This is a genomic window from Desulfosporosinus sp. SYSU MS00001 (assembly GCF_049943955.1).
Lineage (GTDB): Bacteria > Bacillota > Desulfitobacteriia > Desulfitobacteriales > Desulfitobacteriaceae > Desulfosporosinus.
Window position 1 is genome coordinate 305,243 of record NZ_JBNFTW010000002.1, and the last position, 22,619, is coordinate 327,861.

Genomic DNA, 22,619 nt, shown 5'->3' on the forward strand with positions numbered 1-22,619 from the left:
AGGAGGATGGAACGTTTGGTTAAAGGTCTGGTGATTGCGGGGGTTAGCCCAGGCAGTATTGCAGAAGAAATGGAGATTCAGGTCGGAGATCGGGTTCTGGCTGTAAATGGTGAAGAATTGAGAGATGTTATCGATTTTCAGTATGGCATTTCTGAAGAGGAATTTACGTTACTTATTGAAAAAGGTAATGGCGAAGAATGGGAATTGGAAATCGAAAAGGGTCCGGGGGAATTTTTAGGTATAGATGTTGAAACCATTAGCTCAGAAGGAACGAAACTCTGTTGTAATAATTGTACCTTTTGCTTTGTAGCTCAAATGCCAAAGGGGATGCGGGCTACACTTTATGATAAAGATGATGATTATCGGCTTTCCATGACTCAGGGGAGTTTCATTACTCTTTCGAATCTGAGTGATGAGGAAATCAACAGGATTATTGACTTTCATCTTAGCCCGCTCTATATTTCGATTCATGCTTGGAATCCGGAAGTACGTGTCAAGCTAATGAAGAATCCACAAGCCGGAAAACTTCCTCAGCAGATTCAACGTCTAACGGAGGCAGGCATTGCTATTCATGCCCAAATTGTCTTAGTTCCTGAGCACAACGATGGAGAGGTGCTGACGGAGACAATTGTGAAGCTGGGAGAACATTATCCGTCCATACAGTCGATCGCCGTAGTTCCCGTGGGACTAACCCGTTATCGGGAACGTTTGACGCCCCTGCGTGGATTTACTCCCGCAGAAGCGGCTAATTTATTGGATCAGGCTGAACTGTGGCAAAAGGATTTTTATCAGCGAACAGGACAGCATTTGGTTTATTTTGCCGATGAGTTTTATGTTTTAGCAGACCGGGAGTTTCCTGAAACTTCAGTTTATGATGATTTTCCCCAGTTAGAAAACGGAGTAGGTATGGCACGAACGTTTATTTCAGAACTGGAAATAGGGTGGCCCCATTTGCCAGATTCGATTTCCCAAAGACATGTGCATCTTGTCACCGGAACTTCGGCCCAGGGACTTTTTGAAAAATGGTCCCGGAAATTAATGGATCATGTGAGGGGCTTGACGATAACCGTTCATGCCATTCGCAATGACTTTTTCGGAACCACGGTGACAGTAGCCGGTTTGCTGACTGCTCAAGATATTGCCCTTCAACTGGGTGATTTGGGGGGAGACGACTTTCTTATTCCCCAGGTTATGCTGAAAGCGGATGAACCGATCTTTCTCGATGATTACAGTATTCAATGGTTAGAAGAAAAGGTTAACGGCCGGGCTAAAATTGTTGAAAATCATGGAACAGCGTTTTTAGAACAGGTCGTTGGATATAGCTTGGGGGTGGAACAGTTTGAGTAAGCCAGTGGTAGCAATTGTCGGACGTCCTAATGTTGGCAAATCGACGCTTTTTAATCGTATAGCCGGTGGACTTGTGGCAATTGTCGAAAATAAACCTGGAGTAACGAGAGATCGTCTCTATCGGGATGCTGAGTGGTTGGGCCGCAAGTTTGCCTTAATTGATACAGGAGGCATCGAGTTTAAAGCTGAAGGGACGCCTATCGCTTCACAGATGCGCAGACAAGCAGAGATTGCTGTGGAAGAGGCTGATGTGGTGATTTTTGTTGTGGATGCCCAATTGGCACCCACGCCTGATGATGATTTGATTGCGCGTACTCTGCGGCGCTCAGGGAAACCGGTGTTGTTGGCAGCAAATAAAGTTGAAAACTTTGAAAAGGCTGAGGGGCAACTCTATGACTTTCTGGCCCTGGGGCTTGGGGAACCGATTCCTATTTCAGCGGTTCATGGCATGAACATGGGAGACCTTTTGGATGTGGTTGTTTCCAATTTACCGAAAAATCCTGAGGAGGATTATGACCCCGATGTTATACGGATTTCTGTTATTGGACGACCTAATGTGGGTAAATCGTCTTTAGTCAATAATATGCTGGGAAAAGAACGAGTCATAGTCAGCAACATTCCCGGAACGACCCGAGATGCTATCGATACTCCCTTTGAGTATGAAGGAAAACATTATATTCTCATTGATACTGCCGGTATGCGCCGCAAAGGCCGTATCGAGGAACTAACAGAACAATACAGCGTTGTGCGTTCCTTACATGCCGTTGACCGTTCCGATGTGATCCTTATGCTGCTTGATGCTACAGAAGGGGTTACAGAACAAGATAAAAAAATAGCGGGATATGCCCATGATGCCGGTAAGGCCATGGTTATCGTGGTCAATAAGTGGGACCTTGTGGAAAAAGACGAGAAGACCATCAACAAATTCGAAAAGATGATTCGCGAAGAATTGGGTTTTTTGCAATATGCGCCTACGATGTTCATTTCTGCAAAAACCGGGCAGCGTGTGCATAAAATATTAGAGCTCGTTGATTTTGTGACCGAGCAGAATTCTACGCGAGTGGCAACAGCAACCTTAAACACCTTGGTGCGCGAATGGCTTCATCTTAATCCCCCTCCAACGGACAAAGGGCGGAGATTAAAGGTGCTTTATCTTACACAGGCAAGTGTAAAACCTCCTACGTTTGTTTTCTTTGTCAATGACCCGGAATTGATGCATTTTTCTTATAAGCGCTATTTAGAGAATCAGATGCGGAAACATTTTGGATTTGAAGGAACACCAATCCGAATTGTTGTGCGCCAAAAAGATGAAGAGAAGGAGTAAGTGATGTTACGCTACTTGATATTTATCTTAGCGTATTTTCTTGGAGCAATTCCTTTTGCTTATTTCGCAGGTCTCCTTAAAGGAATTGACGTCCGGCGGCATGGCAGCGGGAATGTTGGTACCACCAATGCCTTTCGCCTCTTAGGCGTAAAATTAGGAATTGCTGTGCTGTTCGGCGATTTTATGAAAGGAGCTTTAGCGGCGGCTCTGGGTTATTGGGCTTTTGGCGCCTGGGGCGGCATTGCAGGAGGATTATTGGCTATGGCCGGCCATAGTTGGAATCCTTTTTTTGCTTTTCGGCCGAGCGGTAAAGGGGTAGCGGCTGGGTTTGGAATTATCACGGTTCTAATGCCCAAGGTTATGCTGCTGGCTGTCGGGTTGTTTATTCTCGTTGTTTGGGCAACACGCTACGTTTCCTTGGGATCGATTGTTGCGGCTCTTACAGTGGCCATATCTGTGTTCCTCTTTCAGGAGCCCCTGGCTTATCGGATTTTTGGTTTAGTCGGGGCTTCGATTGTAATCGTTCTTCATCGTTCGAATATCAAACGGCTTCTGCACGGGACTGAAAATAAGTTTGGGAAAAAGAAGACCTAACATCGAATTAGGAGGTAGCTTAATGTCGAAAGTGGCGGTTTATGGAGCTGGGAGCTGGGGAAGCGCCTTGGCTGTTCTCTTGAGCAAAGCGGGTCATCAAGTCTCATTGATTGGCCGGAAGGCTGATGAAATGGCACAAATGAGCAAGCTCCGTGAAAATGTGCGCTATTTGCCGGGAGTTGTCTTGCCTTCAGGACTCACGCCCACCACAGATGTCACAGAACTGAACGCTGATCTCGTGATTTTGAGCGTCCCCTCCCACAATATTCGCGAGGCTGCTCGGTTTATAAAACCTAACTTAAGACCGGGCGGAATTGTGGTTAATACGGCGAAGGGATTGGAAGAAGAAACACATAATCGTCTTTCGGAAGTATTAAAACAAGAACTGACCGATCAAGCTGTTGCCGTTTTATCAGGCCCTAGTCATGCGGAAGAAGTCGGCAGAGATATTCCGACAACCGTGGTAGTGGCTTCTGACGTTGATATCGCTGAAAAAGTTCAGGATTTAATGATGACCCCAAAATTCAGAGTATATACCAACCCCGATGTAATCGGTGTGGAACTCGGGGGAGCGTTAAAAAACGTCATTGCCTTATGTACAGGAATTGCCGAAGGGCTGGGTTTTGGGGATAACACAAAGGCTGCTTTGATGACCCGAGGACTGGCAGAAATTGCCCGTTTGGGAGTGGCCATGGGTGGTCATCCTCTTACCTTTGCCGGGCTCTCCGGTGTTGGTGACCTGATTGTGACGTGTACGAGTCAACATAGCCGCAATCGACGAGCGGGCGTTGCTCTTGGACAGGGAAAGCCCCTGGATACTGTTCTTCATGACGTAGGTATGGTTGTTGAGGGGGTTAGAAATACTCGAGTAGCCTATCAACTCAGTCTGGAAAAGAATATTTCCATGCCGATTACCCAACAAGCCTACAAGGTCTTGTTCGAAGGCGCTGATCCCCAGATTGCTGTTACTGATTTGATGATGCGCGGGAAAAGGCATGAACTTGAGGAAGTCGTAGAAATGAGTTGGTTTAAGTAAGTAAAACAATTTAGTTAAGGTGCTGTACCGAAACTTATTGGCACCCTCATTGAGTCTTCAATTTTGCTTGCCTGATCCTTGAATAAAGGCGTTCTCACTTTACTATTACTAGTGAAGCGAGAACGCCTTTGGTTATTTGCACCCAATTTAGATCTTTAGAGTTAAGTTTTTACGCAACCCCTTTTTTCTACTGTCATATTTTCGGAAAAACCCCAATATAATTATATTGCTTAATGTGCTAGTCCAGTCATCGGGTATCCACGAGTTACAGGGAGGTGGAAGGGGAGATAAGGTGGAGGCCCTTCCCCAATTTTTGGGACAGCACTCAAAAGGGAGGGAAATTTCTAATGGAAAAACTAGACATTTTTAGGGATATCGCAGAACGTACGGGGGGCGATATTTACCTCGGTGTCGTCGGGCCAGTCCGCACAGGTAAGTCCACCTTCATCAAACGTTTCATGGACCTCCTGGTCCTACCCAACATTCAAGATGCCTTTGAGCGGGAACGGGCTAAAGATGAGCTTCCTCAAAGCGGGACAGGTCGAATGATTACGACGACAGAACCGAAGTTTATTCCCTCGGAATCCGTGGAAATCGTCGTCAAAGACTCTATCCATATGAATGTGCGTTTAGTGGATTGTGTGGGCTACGGTGTTGAGGGTGCTATAGGTTATGAGGCAGAAGATGGAGAAGAACCACGTATGATGAAGACCTCTTGGAGCGATGAACCCATGTCTTTCCAAGAGGCAGCGGAATTAGGCACTCGCAAAGTTATTACTGACCATGCGACCATTGGGGTTGTCATTACAACCGATGGTTCTATCACCGATCTTCCTCGGGAGGCATACTTAGATGCAGAGGAGAGAGTCATATACGAGCTTCGTCAGCTTGGAAAACCCTTTGTTGTACTCCTGAATACGACCCGTCCCTATGCGGACAACACCATGGAATTATGTCGTGATCTGGAGGAAAAATACAGCATTCCGGTTCTCGCAGTGAACTGCTTGGATATGACCCAAGAAGATATCACTCAAATTCTCGAAGAAGTACTTTATGAGTTCCCGGTGGCTGAGGTTAACATCGATCTGCCGAAATGGGTTGAAGAACTTGAAAGCACTCATCCGGTGCGGGCGGCTTTTGAAGATACTGTCCGCAAAGCTATCGAAGGCGTTCGTCGTTTACGGGATATTGATCAAGCTTTGGATGCCTTAACAGAATGTGAGTATGCTCAAGATGTTCTTTTAAAGGAAATGAACCTTGGTACAGGTGTAGCCAATATCGAGATGACAGCTGTTGAGGGCCTCTTTAAATCTGTCTTACAGGAGCTTACAGGGTTAGAAATCGAAGGAGATCACTCCTTACTGCGTATTGTTCAGGATTACAGCAAAGCTAAGAGGGAATGGGACAAAATGTCCGTCGCCATCGAAGAAGTTCGTGTCAATGGCTATGGTGTTGTAACTCCCCAATTAGAAGAAATGTTCTTGGAAGAACCCGAACTTGTTAAGCAAGGAGGACATTATGGCATCAAGCTCAAAGCAAGTGCTCCTTCCCTTCATATCATCAGGGCAGATGTCACGACTGAAATCACCCCTTTGATAGGTACTGAAAAACAAGCAGAGGAATTAGTAAAATACATTCTCGATGAATTTGAAAGCGATCCTAAAAAGGTTTGGAGTTCCAATATCTTCGGCAAATCACTGCATGATTTAGTCCGGGAAGGAATCCAAAATAAACTTTACAAGATGCCGGAAAATGCCCAGCATAAACTGCAAGACACATTACAGCGGATTGTAAATGATGGCAACGGAGGGCTGATCTGTATCATTATATAGACCAGAATCTAACCTAAAAAATGTGGATATTCATTAAGTATTTGACAGTTAACCTTTGTTCATGCTGAAGTGCAAAAATAGGAACGTTAGAGTGCCTGAAGGCTGTGTCTGACGTTCCTTTTCTATGTATAGCTGGTTTATGGAAAAATCGGTCTTCAATGCCAAGATAAAGAATATTATCTCTACTAAAATATTTAATGCAATCGTGACGGAGCAAGCCCCTAATAGTAAGTATACATGGTACAAATCTTGCCAGTGGTGGCTATAACTCGCTATATGCCAAGAATCAATGATTTCTGGAGCCAGGAAACTATAATTTTAACGGAAGCAATTTTTTGCAACTTATTGTAAACTATAATTTGAATAATAGTTTACAATTAAAGCATTTGAATTATAATTATTTTACAAGGAAATTAATTATGGAACAAAATCAATGAAGATATAAAAGAAGTTATTAGAAACGTAGCACAAACTATGACTTAGTCATAGCAAAATATAAAGGAGATAAAAATGAGTCATGTACAGGATCTTAAAGGAAAAGTATTAAATGGAGAATTCTTATCTAAAGAAGAGGCATTACTGCTCGTTAATGCTCCCTTAGAAGAGCTTTGTCTGGCAGCGAATGAAATCAGACAACGTTTCTGCGGAAACAATTTTGATATTTGTACAATTATTAACGGAAAGAGCGGAAGGTGCTCTGAAGACTGTAAATATTGTGCACAATCTTCTTTCTATCATACTGCTATAAACAATTATCCATTATTAGCTACGAATGAAATTCTGGAACAGGCAAAGATTAGTGAAGGAAAAGGAGTTCTTCGTTATTCTATTGTAACTTCCGGAAAAAAGCTAAATGATGCTGAAGTCGATAAGGCTTGTGAAAGTATCAAAGCAATACGAAAAGAAACCGGAATTGCTGTTTGTGTTTCCTTCGGGCTTTTGGATGAGGTTCAATTCAAGAAAATTAAAGAGGCAGGAGCAACTAGAATTCATAACAATTTAGAGACATCAAGAAATTACTTTCCCAATGTGTGTTCTACCCACACCTATGAGGATAAAATCAAGACTATTATGTCCGCACAGCGTGCGGGGTTAAATGTATGCAGCGGAGGTATTGTAGGGCTTGGAGAGACTATGGAAGATAGAATAGATATGGTTTTAACGATTAGAGAACTAGGCATTCGATCAATTCCAGTAAATATGCTTAATCCTATTTCGGGAACCCCATATGAAAATAATAAACAATTGTCTGACGAAGAGATGTGTCATATCGTAGCAATATTTCGCTTTCTTGTTCCGACTGCCTCTATCCGTCTTGCGGGTGGTCGAGGGTTGTTGAAAGATCAAGGTATAAAATGCTTTCAATCAGGAGCTAATGCTGCGATTTCTGCGGATATGCTTACCACCGCAGGTATTTCCATTGAACAAGATATGCAACTTTTGGAGGAACTAGGATATAAGGTGGTGTTATGGAATGGGTAAAGGAATCTTTATTATATCCATTACACTACCGATAATTATCTCTTGGGGCAGGGGGCAAAAGTTATAGATGGTGTGGTAATAAGTTCGAGTTCTTGCAAAACCTGTACTAATTAGCTTATAATAATCTTGGATATTTAGGATGATCGAGAGATAGGAGAGATTTGGTGGTCGGCAAGACAAACGATTTTTTAATAGTTAGTAAAGACATTTTGCCCGAAGCCATTTTAAAGACTGCAAAGGCAAAGGAACTCCTGGTAAAAGGAGATGTCTATACGATTAATGAGGCAGTTGAACGAGTAGATTTAAGCAGAAGCGCCTACTATAAATATAAAGACGGTGTGTTTCCGTTTTATGAAGCAAGCCGCGAAAAGATCTTAACCATTTCTCTGATTTTGGAAAACAAAGCCGGAGTGCTTTCTCACGTCCTGAATTTTATTGCTTCCTTAAAAGGAAATGTCTTAACCATCAATCAGGGAATTCCCCTTCAGGGCATTGCCAATGTTTCAATTTCCTTGGAAACAGCAGGAATGGATGACATCCCTGAAAATCTCTTAAACGGACTTGGTAAAATCACCGGGGTCCGAAAAATTGAGATAATTGGTCAAACCTAGGGACAGAGAGCTGATTACTTAATCATTTGCTTGATTAATAGGATAAAGAATGAAATGAGTTTAAAATAGGGTTGCATTTTCCTTCTTAGTATGTTAATCTATATAAGTCTTCTTTTGGAGAAAGAATCGGGGCGTGGCTCAGCTTGGTAGAGCGCTACCTTGGGGTGGTAGAGGTCGCACGTTCAAATCGTGTCGCTCCGACCAATTTAAGAATTATCAAGGGTTTGAAGCGATTTGCTTTCATCATTTTGGAAGACAGTCGCAGACTTACACGTTTATTAATAGTTAGACCACTTACCAGGAGTACAACTACTCTAGATGGGAAGTGGTCTTTTTGTTATTTAAATTCGCGGTTAAGGATTTTATCGATGACAGGGAGTTCAAGAATTTATCTCCGAAAACAATCGAAGGGTACAGATTAGGTATGAGAAAGTTTCAGGAATTTTTAACGAATGAAGGAATAGTTATGTGAAGGAAATCACAACGGGAGTTATAAACGATATCTTATAGACCTAAAAATAATCGTAACAATAATCCAACGAGCCTTAATACGAAGTTGAAAAATTTGAAGGCATTCTTTAACTATTTAGTTCAAGAGGAAATTATAGAAGAGAAAAGTAACCCCACTAAAAAGGTAGAGTACGTTAAAGAGGACATTAAAATTGAGGTTTTTACAGATAGACAAATTAAACAGGTGCTAACTTACTTTCAACGGACTATGTCTAGAGATAAGCCTTTTTGCCTACAGGGATTATGCCATTATTGTTACTCTATTAGGAACTGGTATGAGACTGGGGGGAATTTGCAACTTACAGTGGAGGCACGTTGATTTCGAAAACCTTACAATTACAACCTATGGTAAAAAAAGAGAGTATTCATCAGTACCCATCAGTAAAAAATTGACAAGTGGGTTGCGAAACAGGTAAGGAAGGATGGGTTGTAGGTCAGGTAGGTTTGAACGACCCTTTCGAGGAAGCACTCAAGGAGGAGCTGGCTGTTGAAATCAAGAGGATTCGTGCTACAAATGAACCCATCAACCCAGAGCATCAGGAGATTCTAAGTAAAACTAGACGTAAGATGAAGGTGCAGGATTGCTATTTATCATGCACATGTATGCATAAATATTCTCAAATAAACACGAGCACAGGTTATGTAGCAATATATAGATCTTAAGTAAAATGGTACGGGGCCGTAGAAGGCCCCGTTTACTATCTGATTTTTCTAGAAGATTACGCCAAGTGCAATAAGAATCAAAATAGCGATGGCAATAATACCTGCACCTAAGCATGAGCCCCCCATACCATAACCTGCTCCGCCGTAACCCATGCCATAGCCCATACCCATACCATAACCCATTCCGTACATCAATTTTCCTCCTTCCTTAATTAAAATACGATACCCATTGCAATAAGCAGAAGAATAATTACTACGACAATACCAATACCAGCTCCCCATCCGAAGCCACCAGCAGCTCCATCTACACCACCAAATGCCATGTGCATTTCCTCCTTTATTAAGAGATAGTACATATTATGCACAAGCATTGATATGTGGAACAATATGGTAATTATTAAAGTATTCTTCTTTGGAACAAGTAATCTAATATTTATCTACTCTCTTTAATCTTGCTTGGAAACCGAATATACTGAACCGGACTTTTCTCTGGCAAATTACACTGGCTCAGTTGGTCCTTTATTTATAGTACGATTCCCTAACGTTAGGAAAAGAAATTAAGATAAAAGGAAGAAAAATTAATAGCTATGCTTTTGTTCTTTCAATGTGGACAGGTTTCTCATCGCTTTATATTGTGACTTAATATATCATTTTTTGAACTTCGCGCGTTAAAGCTAGTAACATGTCTTTGAGACTACCATATTATGTATTACATAGATCAAAACGGAAAAACACGATTAAGGGAGGATATGTAATATGGCATTCGGAGGAGCAGCTGTAGATGGTTGTTGTGGCCCTAACTTCTTGCCGGGTATTGGAATTGTAGTTGTTATCATTCTTCTGCTTATAGCAATGGGCATTGTGTTTTAATCTAAAATCTTATTCTTGAAGGGAGGATATATTATGTTCGGATGTTGTGTAAGCCGTTTTCCACACATTACACCTGTTGGTGCTCCGCCACACATCGGACCTGTTTACACCTGTTGTAGACCTTTGCCGGTTGTTCCTGTCTGCACGGGCGTAGGAATTATTTTTATCGCAGTTCTTATTTTAGTCGCCTTAGGAGTTATTTTTTAGCTTAATTGGTAACCACTCAATAATAACTACAGTATAAAAGGAGGGGTTCTTATGTGGTGGGGTCGCAGATGGGGCTTCGGTTTTGGTTTCGGTTGGCCGTTCTTTGGTTTCGGATTTTTCCCTTGGTGGTGGTAATAAAATTTCTTCCGACATTTTATTATTCTAGTCACTAAAGAAAGAACCGTGCTTTTCGGAGCACGGTTTTGCTACATACGTATGTAGCAGATACATAACGTCTTGGTGAATAACATTTAGTTCTCAAAAGGAGTAAGCCTATACGTGAACATTTCCAAGGGCCTTAACTGCCTGGCTCAGGGCCATTTGTCATGCATTGAAACTTTCAATTTGAACAAATTCATTGAGCTGTTTTGAGACTGAAACAATTTCATCGCTAGTTGCTGCCATCTCTTCAGTTGCGGCGGCTTGGTTCCCAGTTGAAAGGCTGGTTATTTTAATTTTCTCACTAATAAATTCAATTGCATTTTTTATTTCTAAAAGAGATTCTGCTACCCTTTCCGCTGATTCCTTACTTGAATCAGAGAGTTTCCCCATTTCGTTAGCTACAACACTGAATCCTTTTCCCATATCTCCAGCTCGTGCCGCTTCAATAGATGCGTTTAATGCTAGAAGATGCGAATTCTTAGAGATGTTTTTTATATTATTAATTGTTTGCTCGATGTTCTTTAGTTTATCTACTGTTTGCGAACTAAAATCGTCAATTTCTTTAATAAAAGTAGATATTTCCTGCGAACTGGAAGCAACTTCCTCTATACCAGCGTTTAGTTGTTCCAAGGATGAGAAAATCATAGATATTCTTTCTTCAATTTTAGATTCCTTTTCAATACTTTGGGTTATATTTATTAAAGCACAGACCTCTCCATTTTCATCGCAAACTGGAGTAAGAAGTCCTTTGGCTGTAACCCCAAAGTATGTTTTGGGGATTTTCGTAAATACTTGTTTTTTGTTTCTGATTGCATAATCGTGATGCTTAGTTCTTTCAATTGGATCTCCAACTTTTACCTTTCTATCAAGTTTGCCGGGTGCATAAGCCATGACAGTCATATTTTTGGTATCAATTACAACTATCGTGATATCCTCTTGCATAACTTCATTTAAGACTGGCATGATTTCAATAAATTGTTTAAGGTATTTCATTTGCATCTGTTTTTTTACCACCATTCTCCACAAATAGTATATAATTTAAGAATAGAATAAGTTAAGATCGTGTAATATGCCGTAAAATCCAAATCAATTTTCAGACATATTTACTCATATCCGACAACAATGTCATTCTTATCTGCCCAATCACTACTTAATGGTATACTTATGAGTATGATAACACTTATAAACTTTTGAGACTGTAGTCTAAACTACAATAATTCAAATATAACAATTTAAAGTTTTTATGGCGATAGTTATTCTTATATTGAAAATATTGAGGAGAATGGTAATGGAAGATGAGATTTCAAATTTTTGGTCGCCTTGGGTTGCAACTACAACGTTTTCTTGGGAAAAGGTCTTAGGATTTGCTTCAAAAAGACAGTACAAAAAGAATGATATAATACTTTGGAATGGTCAGATCGTTGATGAACTGTATTATTTAAATGAAGGCCAAATTAAGATGAGCTATCTCAATTTTGAGGGTGAAAAAAAATCTGTATGGTATATAGAAAGCGGAAATATTTTTGGAGAAGCACCTTTTTTCCTAGGAAGGGAATGTAGTATGTTAATCTCTTGCGAAAGAGATTCAATCGTGTATGCTTTTGACCGTAAGGCAATTATGGAAATAATACTACATAATTCGGAAATAATGGTAGATATGTTAACTCGAATGGCAAGCAAAATTCAAACTCTTACACGACAAATTTATGATTTGAGTTTAAATTCACCGAAAATGCGATTGTATAGAATGTTATATTTCATGACGAAGACTAGACCTGGCAATACCGCTAACATATCCCAACAAGATTTAGCAGATTTACTTGGACTTCATAGAGTAACAGTGAATAAACTATTGGTTGCTTTAAAAAATGATGGAATTATTGAACATGATATAAAAAGAAAACGAATTGTTGTCAGCAATCCATCAATTTTATTAGAATTAATAGAAAAGGAACAAAATACCTAAGCTAACATAAAGCTAAAAAAATTTAGGCTTATAACTTAGTCGAAAATAAGTATTTATATGGAAGATCCTTAAGAGACCTGGAACCTATGCTTACGCAAAAGTTCAGGTCTCTTGCATGTTAAAAAAGATTATAAATTACTGAATTAAAACTTAAAATTAGATTGAAAATTGTATGAGAAATGCTACTACTATAAAATTTTTATATTGTATTATTGTAGTCTCAACAACAGTAAGAAACTGATTCTTGATGTTATTGTAATCACAAGAACTATTTATAAACATATAAGGGAGATGGTATGTGAAGGTGACTAGACAGGTGTCATAAATGTATGAGCCCAAAAAATAATTGGAGGTTTTGTATGAGTAATAACAACACTCAATTAAAACATCAAGATGAGGTAACCCATTTCAATCGAAGCATTTTATATTGGTTTATATCACTCGGTATACCACTCTTAATTCTTTTTATCCCTACAACGGCCCACTTTACAAGTCATATAAAACAATTCTTTGCTCTTTCTCTAGGGGCTATCTTTTTATGGGCTTTTGAAATTGTCCCAAACCTGATTGTTTCACTGCTTTTACCGGTAGTGTACATGTTGCTTGGTTTAGCACCTACAAATGTTGTATTTAGTGCATGGTCTAACTATATACCTTGGCTAGTATTAAGTGGGATGATTCTCACAAGTATTGCTGAAGAGACTGGGTTGCTAAAGAGAGTAGCTTGTTGGTGTATCTTAATAACGGGGGGATCTTATCGCGGTATCATTTATGGCTTGACCATTGCTGGCGTAATATTATCTTTAACAATTACTGACTTGACAGCTAGAGTCCTCTTATTTGCCACGATCAGTTACAGTATTTGTCAAGCATTAGAGCTTGAGAACGGCGGAAAGGCTAGTTCGGGTATTATGCTCGCCGGTATTTTTTCTGCCTTGAACCCAGGTTATATTTTCTTCACTTCTGCAAGTCAGACAATGATTGCTTATCAAACAGCAGCCAAATTAGGAGTAAGCAGTAGTTGGACATCTTATCTTGTTAATAATGGCTTAATAACCTTAATTTGGTGTTTCTTGTGTGCCTTCATTTTAGATATGCTTTTTAAATCGGAGCGGAATATTAATTCAAAAGCATATTTTATAGAAGAGAAAAAGAAGTTGGGTAAATTATCACTTGCCGAAAAGAAAATGATTGTAATTTTGGCTCTTATCGTTATTGCGATTTTGACAGAACCCTATCATAAGGTTCAAGTTGGCTGGTTGTTCCCATTGTTTGTTGGAGTCATTTACTTACCAGGTGTTGGTTTGGCAAAACCTGATTCACTAAAAAAACTTAACTTCTCGATAATTATTTTCGTCACCGCAACACTGACTATTGGAGCAGTTGCCAGTAGTGTTGGAGGCAGTAAGTTCTTAGCCGACTTACTTACACCTATTATGAGTGGCTCAAAATTATATACTTTAACTTCTGTATGGGTGTTTGGGATTATCATTAAATTTTTGATGACACCTTTAGCAGCTCTAGCTACATTAACTGAGCCAATCGTAAGATTAGCCCAACATGCCGGAGTAAATCCGGTGCCCGTTCTGTATGTCTGGAATCAAAGTATGGAACAAGTAATTTTTCCGTATGAATATGCCCTGGTTCTCCTAGCGTACAGTTATGGCTACTTATCACTAAAAAACTTAATGAAAGCGTTTAGTATCAAACTAGTTTTTAATATTATCTTTATTATTGTGATTGCAGTGCCCTTCTGGAAGCTAATAGGTTTGTTTTAACAACGGATTTTATGAATGAGACATTTCTGCAAAACGGATATTTTATTAATGAGGAGAATGAATATATGATTAAATACGATAGGATTCCCCACATTATCACAAGACAAAATGAACTTGAAAAGGCTTTTCTTGATAAGCTTGAAATGGGTAATTATACACTGGATAATCCCTTGATCGTTCTAAACCCTTATGAAATTGCTCCCTTAACTGCAATGCTTCTATTTAATACGCCGGTAGCCTGTGAAACGACCATTGTTGTGAAAGGAAAGAAACATCCAGGGGATATCCGCCACACATTCCCCTCTGCCACAAAACACATTCTTCCTGTATATGGCCTTTATGCGGATTATGAAAACACTGTTGATATTATTCTTTCCAATTCAGAAAGAAAAACGATTCAAATAAAAACAGATCCATTACCCTCTGATGTTGCAGTTGCAACATCCATTAAAACAACGTCGGAATATATGAGCAATAACATTATGCTCCTTACGACAGCTATGCGATCAAAGCCTGCCGGTTATGATTACGCCGGTGATATACGTTGGTATTCTAATACGAACTTTAACTTTGATTTAAAGCGAATGCCGAACGGACATCTTTTGGTTGGTACTGAGCGTCTAGTAAAAATGCCCTATTTTACAAGTGGTTTATATGAAATGGCTTTCAGCGGTAAAATTTTCAAAGAATATGTATTGCCCAGCGGATATCACCATGACCAGTTTGTGATGGACGATGGCAATATTTTAGTACTCACCTTTGACTTCTATTCTGGAACGGTAGAAGATACTTGTGTGCTTCTTGATCATCAAACCGGTGAAATCCTTAAAACATGGGACTTCAAAACAATATTACCTCAAGATGTAGCTGGTTCAGGGAGTCAAGATGAGCATGATTGGTTTCATAACAATGCTGTCTGGTATGACAAAAAGACTAATACTCTGACTCTTTCTGGGCGGCACCAGGATGCCATTATTAATATTGACTATGAGACAGGCAAATTGAATTGGATCATTGGAGATCCAGAATGTTGGCCACAAGACATGGTGGACAAATATTTCTTCACTCCTGTGGGTGATGGAGATTTCGATTGGCAGTATGAGCAGCATGCCTGTGTTGTCTTGCCGGATGGTGACATCATGGTCTTTGATAATGGGCATTTCCGGTCAAAGAATAAAGAAAACTACCGTGCAAATAAGAATAACTTTTCTCGTGGAGTTCGCTACCGGATTGACACAGATAAAATGACGATTGAGCAAATTTGGCAATATGGAAAAGAACGCGGTGCCGACTTTTTCTCTCCATATATATGTAATGTAGAGTATTATAATGAAGGTCATTATATGGTTCACTCTGGGGGTATCGGCTATGAGAACGGTGTAACAAGTGAAGGAATCCTAGCGGTTAGAAAAGCTAGACTTCCTGAATTCAAGGACAATGTTTACACATTCAATTCTATTACGTGCGAGCTTGTAAATGATGAGTTAGTTTATGAATTACAGGTTCCAGCTAACTGCTATCGAGCCGAGAAACTTCCTCTTTATTATGCGCATGAAATTGCAGAACTTGGCGAAGGCCAAAAACTCGGACAACTTATTAAGACGCAAACCACGCGGATGAAAATAAAAGCTAACGAAACGGGAGAATTTGTTCCGGAACATTATGAAGCAAGGATTATTGAAGAAGAAGATCGTTTTAATTTCAATGGGATCTTTGAAAGCGGCGATATAGCTCAGATTCTTTTAGTACCTGAAAGCGGAGATGCCTTAAGATACCCAATTAATACAGTGGCTCAAGATTTCAAAGCCATGTGTGTAGGAACATTTCAGAAAGCTGATCCTAGGAATGTTGATACCTTTATCAACAAAACAGGATTATCGGGCAAGTATAAAGTAAAACTAGTTGCTGATGAAAAAGTTTATGAAACAGGTGTTACCATCCAAGCATAACCTTTTTGTGTATTAGCTCTTATTTGTCAAGGAGGATAAAAATGTCATTATCAAAGTTAAATGCTAATAGTTTTGAAGAGAAAATATATGATGCAGGTGAAGCTTGTTTAGTCGTTTTCTCCAGAAAAACCTGTCATGTATGTAAGGAAGTCGTTCCCAAAGTTGAAGAGTTAATCCCCCAATATGAGGGTGAATTTGGATTTTACCATGTTGATGTTGAGGAGGACAAGCCTTTATATCAATCTCTGTCACTCAAAGGAGTTCCTCAAATTTTATTTTTCAAAGATGGGGAATACCAAGGTAAACTCACGGGGAATGTTGATGAAGAGGAAATAGAAGAAAAAATCAAAGAATATCTTAAATAATCTAGGAAATAAGAGAGAAGGATTGGAAAACGTGGAAAAATCCTATGATTTTATTATAATCGGTGGGGGACCTGCTGGGCTAACAGCGGCAATCTATGGTGGAAGAGCCAGACTTAAAACACTGGTTATCAATAAAGGTACCGTTGGTGGGTTGGTAAATACTACTCGGGAAATTGTTAACTATCCCGGATATGGACAAATCAGCGGTGAAGATCTCATGCAGGACTTTAAAAAGCACGCCGAATCCTTTGGGGTAGAATTTTTACGTGATGAAGTCGTAAGAACGGATTTCTCACAAGAAGATAAGATAATCACCACGAAAAAGGGCAACGTTTTTTCGGCCAAAGCAGTTATTATCGCCTGCGGCAGTGAACCGAGACTTTTGAATATCCCTGGTGAAAAACGGCTCCGAGGCAGTGGGGTTGCTTACTGCGCTACTTGTGATGCTGAGTTCTTCGAAGGTGAAGATGTTGTTGTTGTCGGCAGCGGGGATCAGGCCATTGAAGAAGGTATGTACATTACTAAATTCGCTCGGAAAGTCATTGTGATTGTGCTCCATGACGAAGGTATTCTTGATTGCAATAAAGTGAGTGCCGAAAAAGCATTTCAAAATGAAAAAATGGAATTTATCTGGAATTCCACGATAGAAGAAGTCTTGGGTCAAGATAATGTTGAAGGGGTTAAGATTAAGAACTTAAAAACCGGCAGCTCAACTGAGCTTGCATGTCAGGGTGTCTTTTTCTTCGTGGGTATGGTACCTTCGACCTACTTTCTTAAAGAAAGCGGTCTTGAGATGGACAGAAGGGGGTATATCCCAGTCAATGAATTAATGGAGACAAACCTTGAAGGAGTTTATGCCGCCGGGGACAATCGTGTTAAATATTTAAGACAAGTTGTCTCTGCTGCCGGAGACGGTGCAACAGCGGCGGTAGCCGCCGAGCGCTATATTGAAGAAATGAAAGCGTTCAATTCGAACGTCCTGGAAAGTGATAAGCGAGTTCTCTTACTTTTCTTCAATGCCTTAGATAATGAGAGCTTGGAATTTACCACCTTATTGGAAGAAGTAAACAAAGAGCTTATGGAACGGTTTAAGATTATGAAAGTTGATATGACCACGAAGAAAAATCTAGCACACAAATACTCAATCGAAAAGGCGCCCTCCGTTGTGGTATTGGATAAAAGTCAGGAAGTTATGCGATTGGATTGTTCAGCAGTTAAAGATAATTTAAAATCTCAGTTATACTAAAGATTTCACGAATCAATCACTCTCCTTCCAACAGAAGAATTGGCAAGGAGAGTGATTAATTTTAGGCTGATTGTTAATAGTTAAGTTATCACTAACCGGTCGTTGCGAAAGGGAATTTTAACAAATCAATGTTTTTTGACCAACGATTCTAACACCTCAGAACGGGGGTGAACAAAAGTTAATTAGAAATCCGTAAGATACCCTAAGTTTCTCTAAGTAGTCGGTCAAGTAGCGGTCAAATAAAGGTTAAAACATCTTATTGAAATCAATTCAGTAAGATGTTTTTTTTATAGTTCATTATCATTTTTACGTTAAGCAGCTCCAAATTTATTACGGCTATTAATGATAGCAGATACAATTTATTTAGCCGACTGTGACAACAACATCAACGTCTATTCATAATTGCCAGTTAAAAATCCGCCCCTGTTTATCTATAATACAATGAATTTAATTTAGAAATTGGCGGCACAATGCAATATTTGGCAGGAATATTTAGGAATTTGTTGAATTCTAGTATAGAGGTAAAATATGGAACATTCAGGCAATATATGATTGAAAGGATTGTTTAATTATATAGAAGCTGGTGGATTATGAAATTTGATGATTTTTTCATTGACAATAATAGTCTTCATTTTTTGCCACGTAGAATTGCAATCGACTAAACCTATCGAAATGAGTATCAGCGAAATTTTTAGAATTGATCATGTAGAGATTTCAGAATTCGGGAAGCACTTCTACATATTAATGTATGTTTATATATTGAGCTATGAACCATTCCTCGTTATCAAGAATCCTTTACAGAAGAGCATTTGTATTAGGTCGGAGACAAGAACGTGAAGCATCTTACAAGACAGCATATAATTTGGCAAATATTTGACCTTTTGGGGGTTCAGTATGGATGCGATGACCTCTTTTCTTAAAAATAAAAGCTAGATTATTAGAATAACCATCATATGTATCATTTTATTTATTAGCTGGTTTGCCCAATGGAGATTTACAAGCATTAAAGCGACTGATGCTAGCTGTGGTAATTTAACCCTCTATTTCATTGCCTTCATGGCAACAAAGCTACTTTCTAAGAATAACACTGTCAAGACATGAAGTTTGCGGGAAGTTAGCGTAAAATACTATGTTCTTTATGGAGAGACCGAATAGAGGTGAGGACGAGGTGGGAAAAATGAAGGTTCTAATCTTTGGAGGAACGGGCTTTGTTGGAAGAAACCTGACAGTGGAATTACTTGCGAATGGATACCAGGTATACATAGTAACAAGGAATCGCTCCAAAACCACAAATACCTTAGAACATGGGGTTAAGGTCATTGAATGGGACTATCATTCCCCGTTAGCTCCTATTAATCAGCTACCTGAAATTGACGTAGTAATTAACTTAGCGGGTGAGTCAATCGGTAACCGTCGATGGTCTAAGTCAGTTAAGCATGAAATATTAGAGAGTAGGATTAGAACTACTGAAGCCGTTGTTACAGCCCGCAAACTGACGGCAATTAAAAATATGCCCTCCACCAAAGGAGGGCATATTTTTAATGAGTTTATATTTTTTGTTCTTTATCCAGTTTTTAAGACCCCCACTTCTATAAGTGGGGGTGGGCCTTTCGTAAACTTCAGGTGGGGTTGAGTCCTCCTTCGCCGCTAAGTATTCCTATTGGGAAAGGCGGCTCGGCAATAATGTCCACTGGACATTATTGTATCTGAAGCCCCGATGTTCAGCTTTAGCGTAAGCGAGTTCACTTTGAATACGCATCTTATTAATCAAAATAATCATTTTAATTTTTGATTTGTTTCTTATTAAGAAGGATTTTACTTACTTGCGTAGAAGATATATTCAAAATAGTGAGATTTATATCGAAAGGAGCGTTAATATGACAGAAGGAAATCGCAATGTTGTCCGATTGGCTTTTTCGAGTGCCTTAGTTTGGCTAATTTTTGGAGTGTTTATTGGGGCCTGGGAATCTATCATTTATGCTCATCCGGAAATCATGTATTCTCTGCCAATCCGGCTAAGGCCCTTTGTTGAATTCGGTAAATTACGGCAAATTCATGTCAATTCTTTGGCTTTTGCCTGGCTATCCATCGGTTTTATCGGCATTCTGCTTGCCATTGTTCCCAAACTGACCAATACTGCTTTAGAAAAACCTCGTTTAGCTGTTGCTGCCATATGGTCCTGGAATTTAGCCATCATCATCGGGGTTATTGCCTTAGATATGGGGAAAACCCGTGCTCGGGAATATGCTTCATTGATCTGGCCCAGTGACGCCTTAATGATCCTTTCATTTATCCTGCTTAATATCGTTGTCTGGAAAACACTTATTAAACGTAAAGAAAAGACACTTCATGTGTCGTTATGGTATTTAGCCGGCTCGATTGTTTGGATGCCTTTAATTATTATCTTAGGTAAGGGGCTGTGGCTGGATTTCTTCACCAACCCCTTCTTTGGGGTCTTTGATAATGTCGCAAATTGGTTTCTAGGACACAATATTCTGGGCTTATGGTTTACTACTTTGGGTATTGGGGCTTCCTACTTCATCATTACCCAAATGACTGAGAACCCAATCTATAATCATAAATTATCGATTATAGGTTTTTGGTCATTAGTTCTTTGTTATCCGGCAGTCGGTGCCCACCATACTCTCGCCGGTCCTGTTCCTGTTTGGCTTATGGCCGAGGCGACAGTTTTCAGCGTCTTGATGGTTATCCCAGTAACGTCTGCTCTTTGGAATATACATAGAACAATTGGCTCAAAATGGGACCTTTTTTTCAAAGAACCGAGCTTTGCCTTTTTAACAACCGGCTTATTCTTTTATTTTCTTGTTAGTTTACAAGGCTCTTTCCAAGCTATGCGGTTTGTTTCACAGTATCTGCATTTTAGCCAATGGGTTCCCGCACATGCTATGCTGGCTCTAGGCGGAGGCTTTACCTTTATCTGCATTGCCGCTATTTACTATTTTGCTCCAGAGATCTTTAATGGGGCCTGGTATAGCAGGCGTCTCCAAAGTTTACATTTTATTTTTTCCTTAATTGGCATTGTGGGGATCTTCTTGGGGCTTACAGTGGCCGGATTAATTCAAGGTGCCGATTGGCAAAACACCAATGCCGGTATGCACTGGATTGATGCCACAGTTCGTGCAGTGCACCCTCATATGGTCGTATTAGCTATTAGCGGAGTACTCTTTGGTACTGCTCAAATAATATTTGTCATCAACTACGTCATGAGCATGAGAATTAACGCCGTTTCACGAGTTCGGCTGCCAAAGGAGGTCACTCTTCATGCTTAAATTTGAAAAGCACCTCGGTCATTTACTTTTTGGCTTCATTTTGTTCTTTTCGTTTGCCGTAGTAACCACCTATATCATTCCGGAAGTTAGTGCTCAAGGAATAAAAGAAACAGCGGAAACCGTTCATTATACTCCTCAACAAGCACAAGGCCGTCAAATCTACATGAGTGAAGGCTGTAACTGGTGTCACACTCAGGAAGTACGCACCGGTGAAGAGAATTCAGGTACCGTTTTCCGTCGCGGGGATATTGGGGAAGTTACGCTTCCTTCCTGGTATGCCGCCCAAAATCCTTTACTCATTGAACAGCACAGACGCGGTCCCGATTTAAGTCATGTCTGGACACGTTGGCCCTCTGTTACTTGGCAAAAAACACATCTTGAAAATCCGGAACAGTTAAATCCCGGGACTTGGATGCCGCCTTTTAGTTATCTAAGTGATAACGATCTGAATAACCTAATTGCCTACTTGCAAACATTAAAATAAGGAGGGAGTTAAATGGCCGAAAACCGCATCCCTATCATTTTGAAAGTACTTTATATAGTCTTACCATTATGGGGCATCTGGTATTATGCAACAAATGCGGCTCCTTCATCTCTAAATAGAATGGATATGTCCAATCAAGTTGCAATCCAACAGAATGGACAACAACTTATTTCTGCAGGCAAGCAAATTTCTGCCCAAGAGGGGTGTTTTGCTTGTCACGGTCCGGAAGGGAAGGGCGGCAATGAAAACCCAGGAACAAAGGATAAAGCCGTTCCAGGTTGGAATTCCAGCGACCTATCTAGTAACAACCTTTTTTATCCTATTCTTTTAAAGCAAGAAATTGAACATGCGGTTATTCGTTCCATGTATGATGACCCTACGGATATTGGCAATCAGGAGTATGCGCCTTTTAAAATGCAGCCTTGGATTGGACGTTTAACGTCTGAACAAATCAAGGAAATCATGGCCTACATTTATAGTATCAATCCCTCTCTGCAGGATAATATGAAAAAAGTACTTGCTCAAGACAAGTCTCTGCCGGACTTTAATGAAGTTTCAGGAGATATCACTCAAGCCTTTGACTTAGACACGACAAGATCTCCAGTTACGGTGAATGGTTCTCCTTTAGGGACGCCTGCCGTCAGTCAAGTTCCCTATGGGAGTAATTATCCAAATCTTTTTGATGATTATTATTCACAACATAAGGATGATACACCGCCTCAGTCCGTTAAGGATGTAGCGGCCTTTGCCAAATTAATAGGTCTGAAATTTTAAGCTTAACAATATAGTCTTATCAACGTAAAAACCATGGACAACAAGTTATGCTCCATGGTTTTTACGTTATGATGGGGAAATTTCTTTGGCAAAATTCAAAGTTTTAGACTTAGAAACTAAGACGAATAG

At 39.9% G+C, this 22,619-nt stretch carries 19 protein-coding genes, 1 tRNA gene and 1 pseudogene; 19 read left to right on the forward strand and 2 right to left on the reverse strand.

Going from position 1 to position 22,619, the window contains the following annotated elements; translation table 11 throughout:
* The first annotated feature begins 15 nt into the window (after positions 1-15).
* The 9 genes from ACPUYX_RS04840 to ACPUYX_RS04880 all read left to right on the forward strand — a co-directional run bounded on the left by ACPUYX_RS04840 (position 16) and on the right by ACPUYX_RS04880 (position 9,152).
* Positions 16-1,347 (forward strand): DUF512 domain-containing protein, encoded by a 1,332-nt coding sequence (locus ACPUYX_RS04840; protein WP_426378902.1) that lies wholly within the window; start codon positions 16-18, stop codon positions 1,345-1,347.
* Positions 1,340-2,671 carry a ribosome biogenesis GTPase Der gene (gene der, locus ACPUYX_RS04845; protein ID WP_426378582.1) on the forward strand — a complete coding sequence of 444 codons (1,332 nt, stop codon included), beginning with the start codon at positions 1,340-1,342 and terminating at the stop codon, positions 2,669-2,671. The genes ACPUYX_RS04840 and der overlap by 8 nt, the downstream gene beginning before the upstream one ends.
* Before the next feature lie 3 nt (positions 2,672-2,674).
* Positions 2,675-3,265, forward strand: coding sequence for a glycerol-3-phosphate 1-O-acyltransferase PlsY (gene plsY, locus ACPUYX_RS04850; RefSeq protein WP_088226608.1), 591 nt, complete (start codon positions 2,675-2,677; stop codon positions 3,263-3,265).
* Positions 3,266-3,287: 22 nt separating this feature from the next.
* Positions 3,288-4,301, forward strand: a complete 1,014-nt coding sequence (locus ACPUYX_RS04855; RefSeq protein WP_426378583.1) for an NAD(P)H-dependent glycerol-3-phosphate dehydrogenase — start codon at positions 3,288-3,290, stop codon at positions 4,299-4,301.
* Positions 4,302-4,648: 347 nt separating this feature from the next.
* On the forward strand, positions 4,649-6,133 hold the full coding sequence (spoIVA, locus tag ACPUYX_RS04860) for a stage IV sporulation protein A (protein ID WP_426378585.1): 1,485 nt from the start codon (positions 4,649-4,651) through the stop codon (positions 6,131-6,133).
* A gap of 510 nt (positions 6,134-6,643) precedes the next feature.
* The gene (gene bioB, locus ACPUYX_RS04865) at positions 6,644-7,615 is read left to right on the forward strand and encodes a biotin synthase BioB (protein ID WP_426378586.1); all 972 of its coding nucleotides are present in this window, start codon (positions 6,644-6,646) and stop codon (positions 7,613-7,615) included.
* A 164-nt stretch (positions 7,616-7,779) separates the two neighbouring features.
* Positions 7,780-8,226: an ACT domain-containing protein gene (locus ACPUYX_RS04870; protein ID WP_426378587.1), complete on the forward strand. Its 447-nt coding sequence runs from the start codon at positions 7,780-7,782 to the stop codon at positions 8,224-8,226.
* 127 nt (positions 8,227-8,353) lie between these two features.
* Positions 8,354-8,430, forward strand: a tRNA-Pro gene (locus ACPUYX_RS04875).
* Positions 8,431-8,954: 524 nt separating this feature from the next.
* Positions 8,955-9,152, forward strand: a complete 198-nt coding sequence (locus ACPUYX_RS04880) for a tyrosine-type recombinase/integrase (RefSeq protein WP_426378903.1) — start codon at positions 8,955-8,957, stop codon at positions 9,150-9,152.
* Between the two features lie 295 nt (positions 9,153-9,447).
* Here ACPUYX_RS04880 and ACPUYX_RS04885 read toward each other — a convergent pair whose 3' ends face one another.
* Entirely contained in the window at positions 9,448-9,591 is a 144-nt protein-coding gene (locus ACPUYX_RS04885) for a hypothetical protein (protein WP_426378588.1), read from the reverse strand.
* A gap of 711 nt (positions 9,592-10,302) precedes the next feature.
* Between ACPUYX_RS04885 and ACPUYX_RS04890 the strand changes: the two genes are divergently transcribed.
* The gene (locus ACPUYX_RS04890) at positions 10,303-10,476 is read left to right on the forward strand and encodes a hypothetical protein (RefSeq protein WP_426378589.1); all 174 of its coding nucleotides are present in this window, start codon (positions 10,303-10,305) and stop codon (positions 10,474-10,476) included.
* Positions 10,477-10,800: 324 nt separating this feature from the next.
* Here ACPUYX_RS04890 and ACPUYX_RS04895 read toward each other — a convergent pair whose 3' ends face one another.
* Positions 10,801-11,655 carry a methyl-accepting chemotaxis protein gene (locus tag ACPUYX_RS04895; protein ID WP_426378590.1) on the reverse strand — a complete coding sequence of 285 codons (855 nt, stop codon included), beginning with the start codon at positions 11,653-11,655 and terminating at the stop codon, positions 10,801-10,803.
* 271 nt (positions 11,656-11,926) lie between these two features.
* Here ACPUYX_RS04895 and ACPUYX_RS04900 point away from each other — a divergent pair, with 271 nt between their 5' ends.
* From ACPUYX_RS04900 to ACPUYX_RS04940, 9 genes and pseudogenes are all read left to right on the forward strand, one after another.
* Positions 11,927-12,604 carry a Crp/Fnr family transcriptional regulator gene (locus tag ACPUYX_RS04900; RefSeq protein WP_426378591.1) on the forward strand — a complete coding sequence of 226 codons (678 nt, stop codon included), beginning with the start codon at positions 11,927-11,929 and terminating at the stop codon, positions 12,602-12,604.
* A gap of 359 nt (positions 12,605-12,963) precedes the next feature.
* Positions 12,964-14,382 (forward strand): SLC13 family permease, encoded by a 1,419-nt coding sequence (locus ACPUYX_RS04905; protein ID WP_426378592.1) that lies wholly within the window; start codon positions 12,964-12,966, stop codon positions 14,380-14,382.
* Positions 14,383-14,447: 65 nt separating this feature from the next.
* Entirely contained in the window at positions 14,448-16,331 is a 1,884-nt protein-coding gene (locus ACPUYX_RS04910) for an aryl-sulfate sulfotransferase (protein ID WP_426378593.1), read from the forward strand.
* Between the two features lie 41 nt (positions 16,332-16,372).
* Positions 16,373-16,696 (forward strand): thioredoxin family protein, encoded by a 324-nt coding sequence (locus ACPUYX_RS04915; RefSeq protein ID WP_426378594.1) that lies wholly within the window; start codon positions 16,373-16,375, stop codon positions 16,694-16,696.
* Between the two features lie 22 nt (positions 16,697-16,718).
* Positions 16,719-17,942 carry a thioredoxin-disulfide reductase gene (gene trxB / locus ACPUYX_RS04920; RefSeq protein WP_426378595.1) on the forward strand — a complete coding sequence of 408 codons (1,224 nt, stop codon included), beginning with the start codon at positions 16,719-16,721 and terminating at the stop codon, positions 17,940-17,942.
* 1,177 nt (positions 17,943-19,119) lie between these two features.
* Positions 19,120-19,449, forward strand: a pseudogene (locus ACPUYX_RS04925) (NAD-dependent epimerase/dehydratase family protein); the annotation flags it as partial.
* 370 nt (positions 19,450-19,819) lie between these two features.
* Entirely contained in the window at positions 19,820-21,232 is a 1,413-nt protein-coding gene (locus ACPUYX_RS04930) for a cbb3-type cytochrome c oxidase subunit I (RefSeq protein WP_426378596.1), read from the forward strand.
* Positions 21,225-21,716, forward strand: a complete 492-nt coding sequence (locus ACPUYX_RS04935) for a cbb3-type cytochrome c oxidase subunit II (RefSeq protein WP_426378597.1) — start codon at positions 21,225-21,227, stop codon at positions 21,714-21,716. Before ACPUYX_RS04930 ends, ACPUYX_RS04935 begins: the two co-directional genes overlap by 8 nt.
* A gap of 12 nt (positions 21,717-21,728) precedes the next feature.
* Complete coding sequence (locus ACPUYX_RS04940; protein ID WP_426378598.1) at positions 21,729-22,490, forward strand: c-type cytochrome; 762 nt, start codon at positions 21,729-21,731, stop codon at positions 22,488-22,490.
* Positions 22,491-22,619 lie beyond the last annotated feature (129 nt).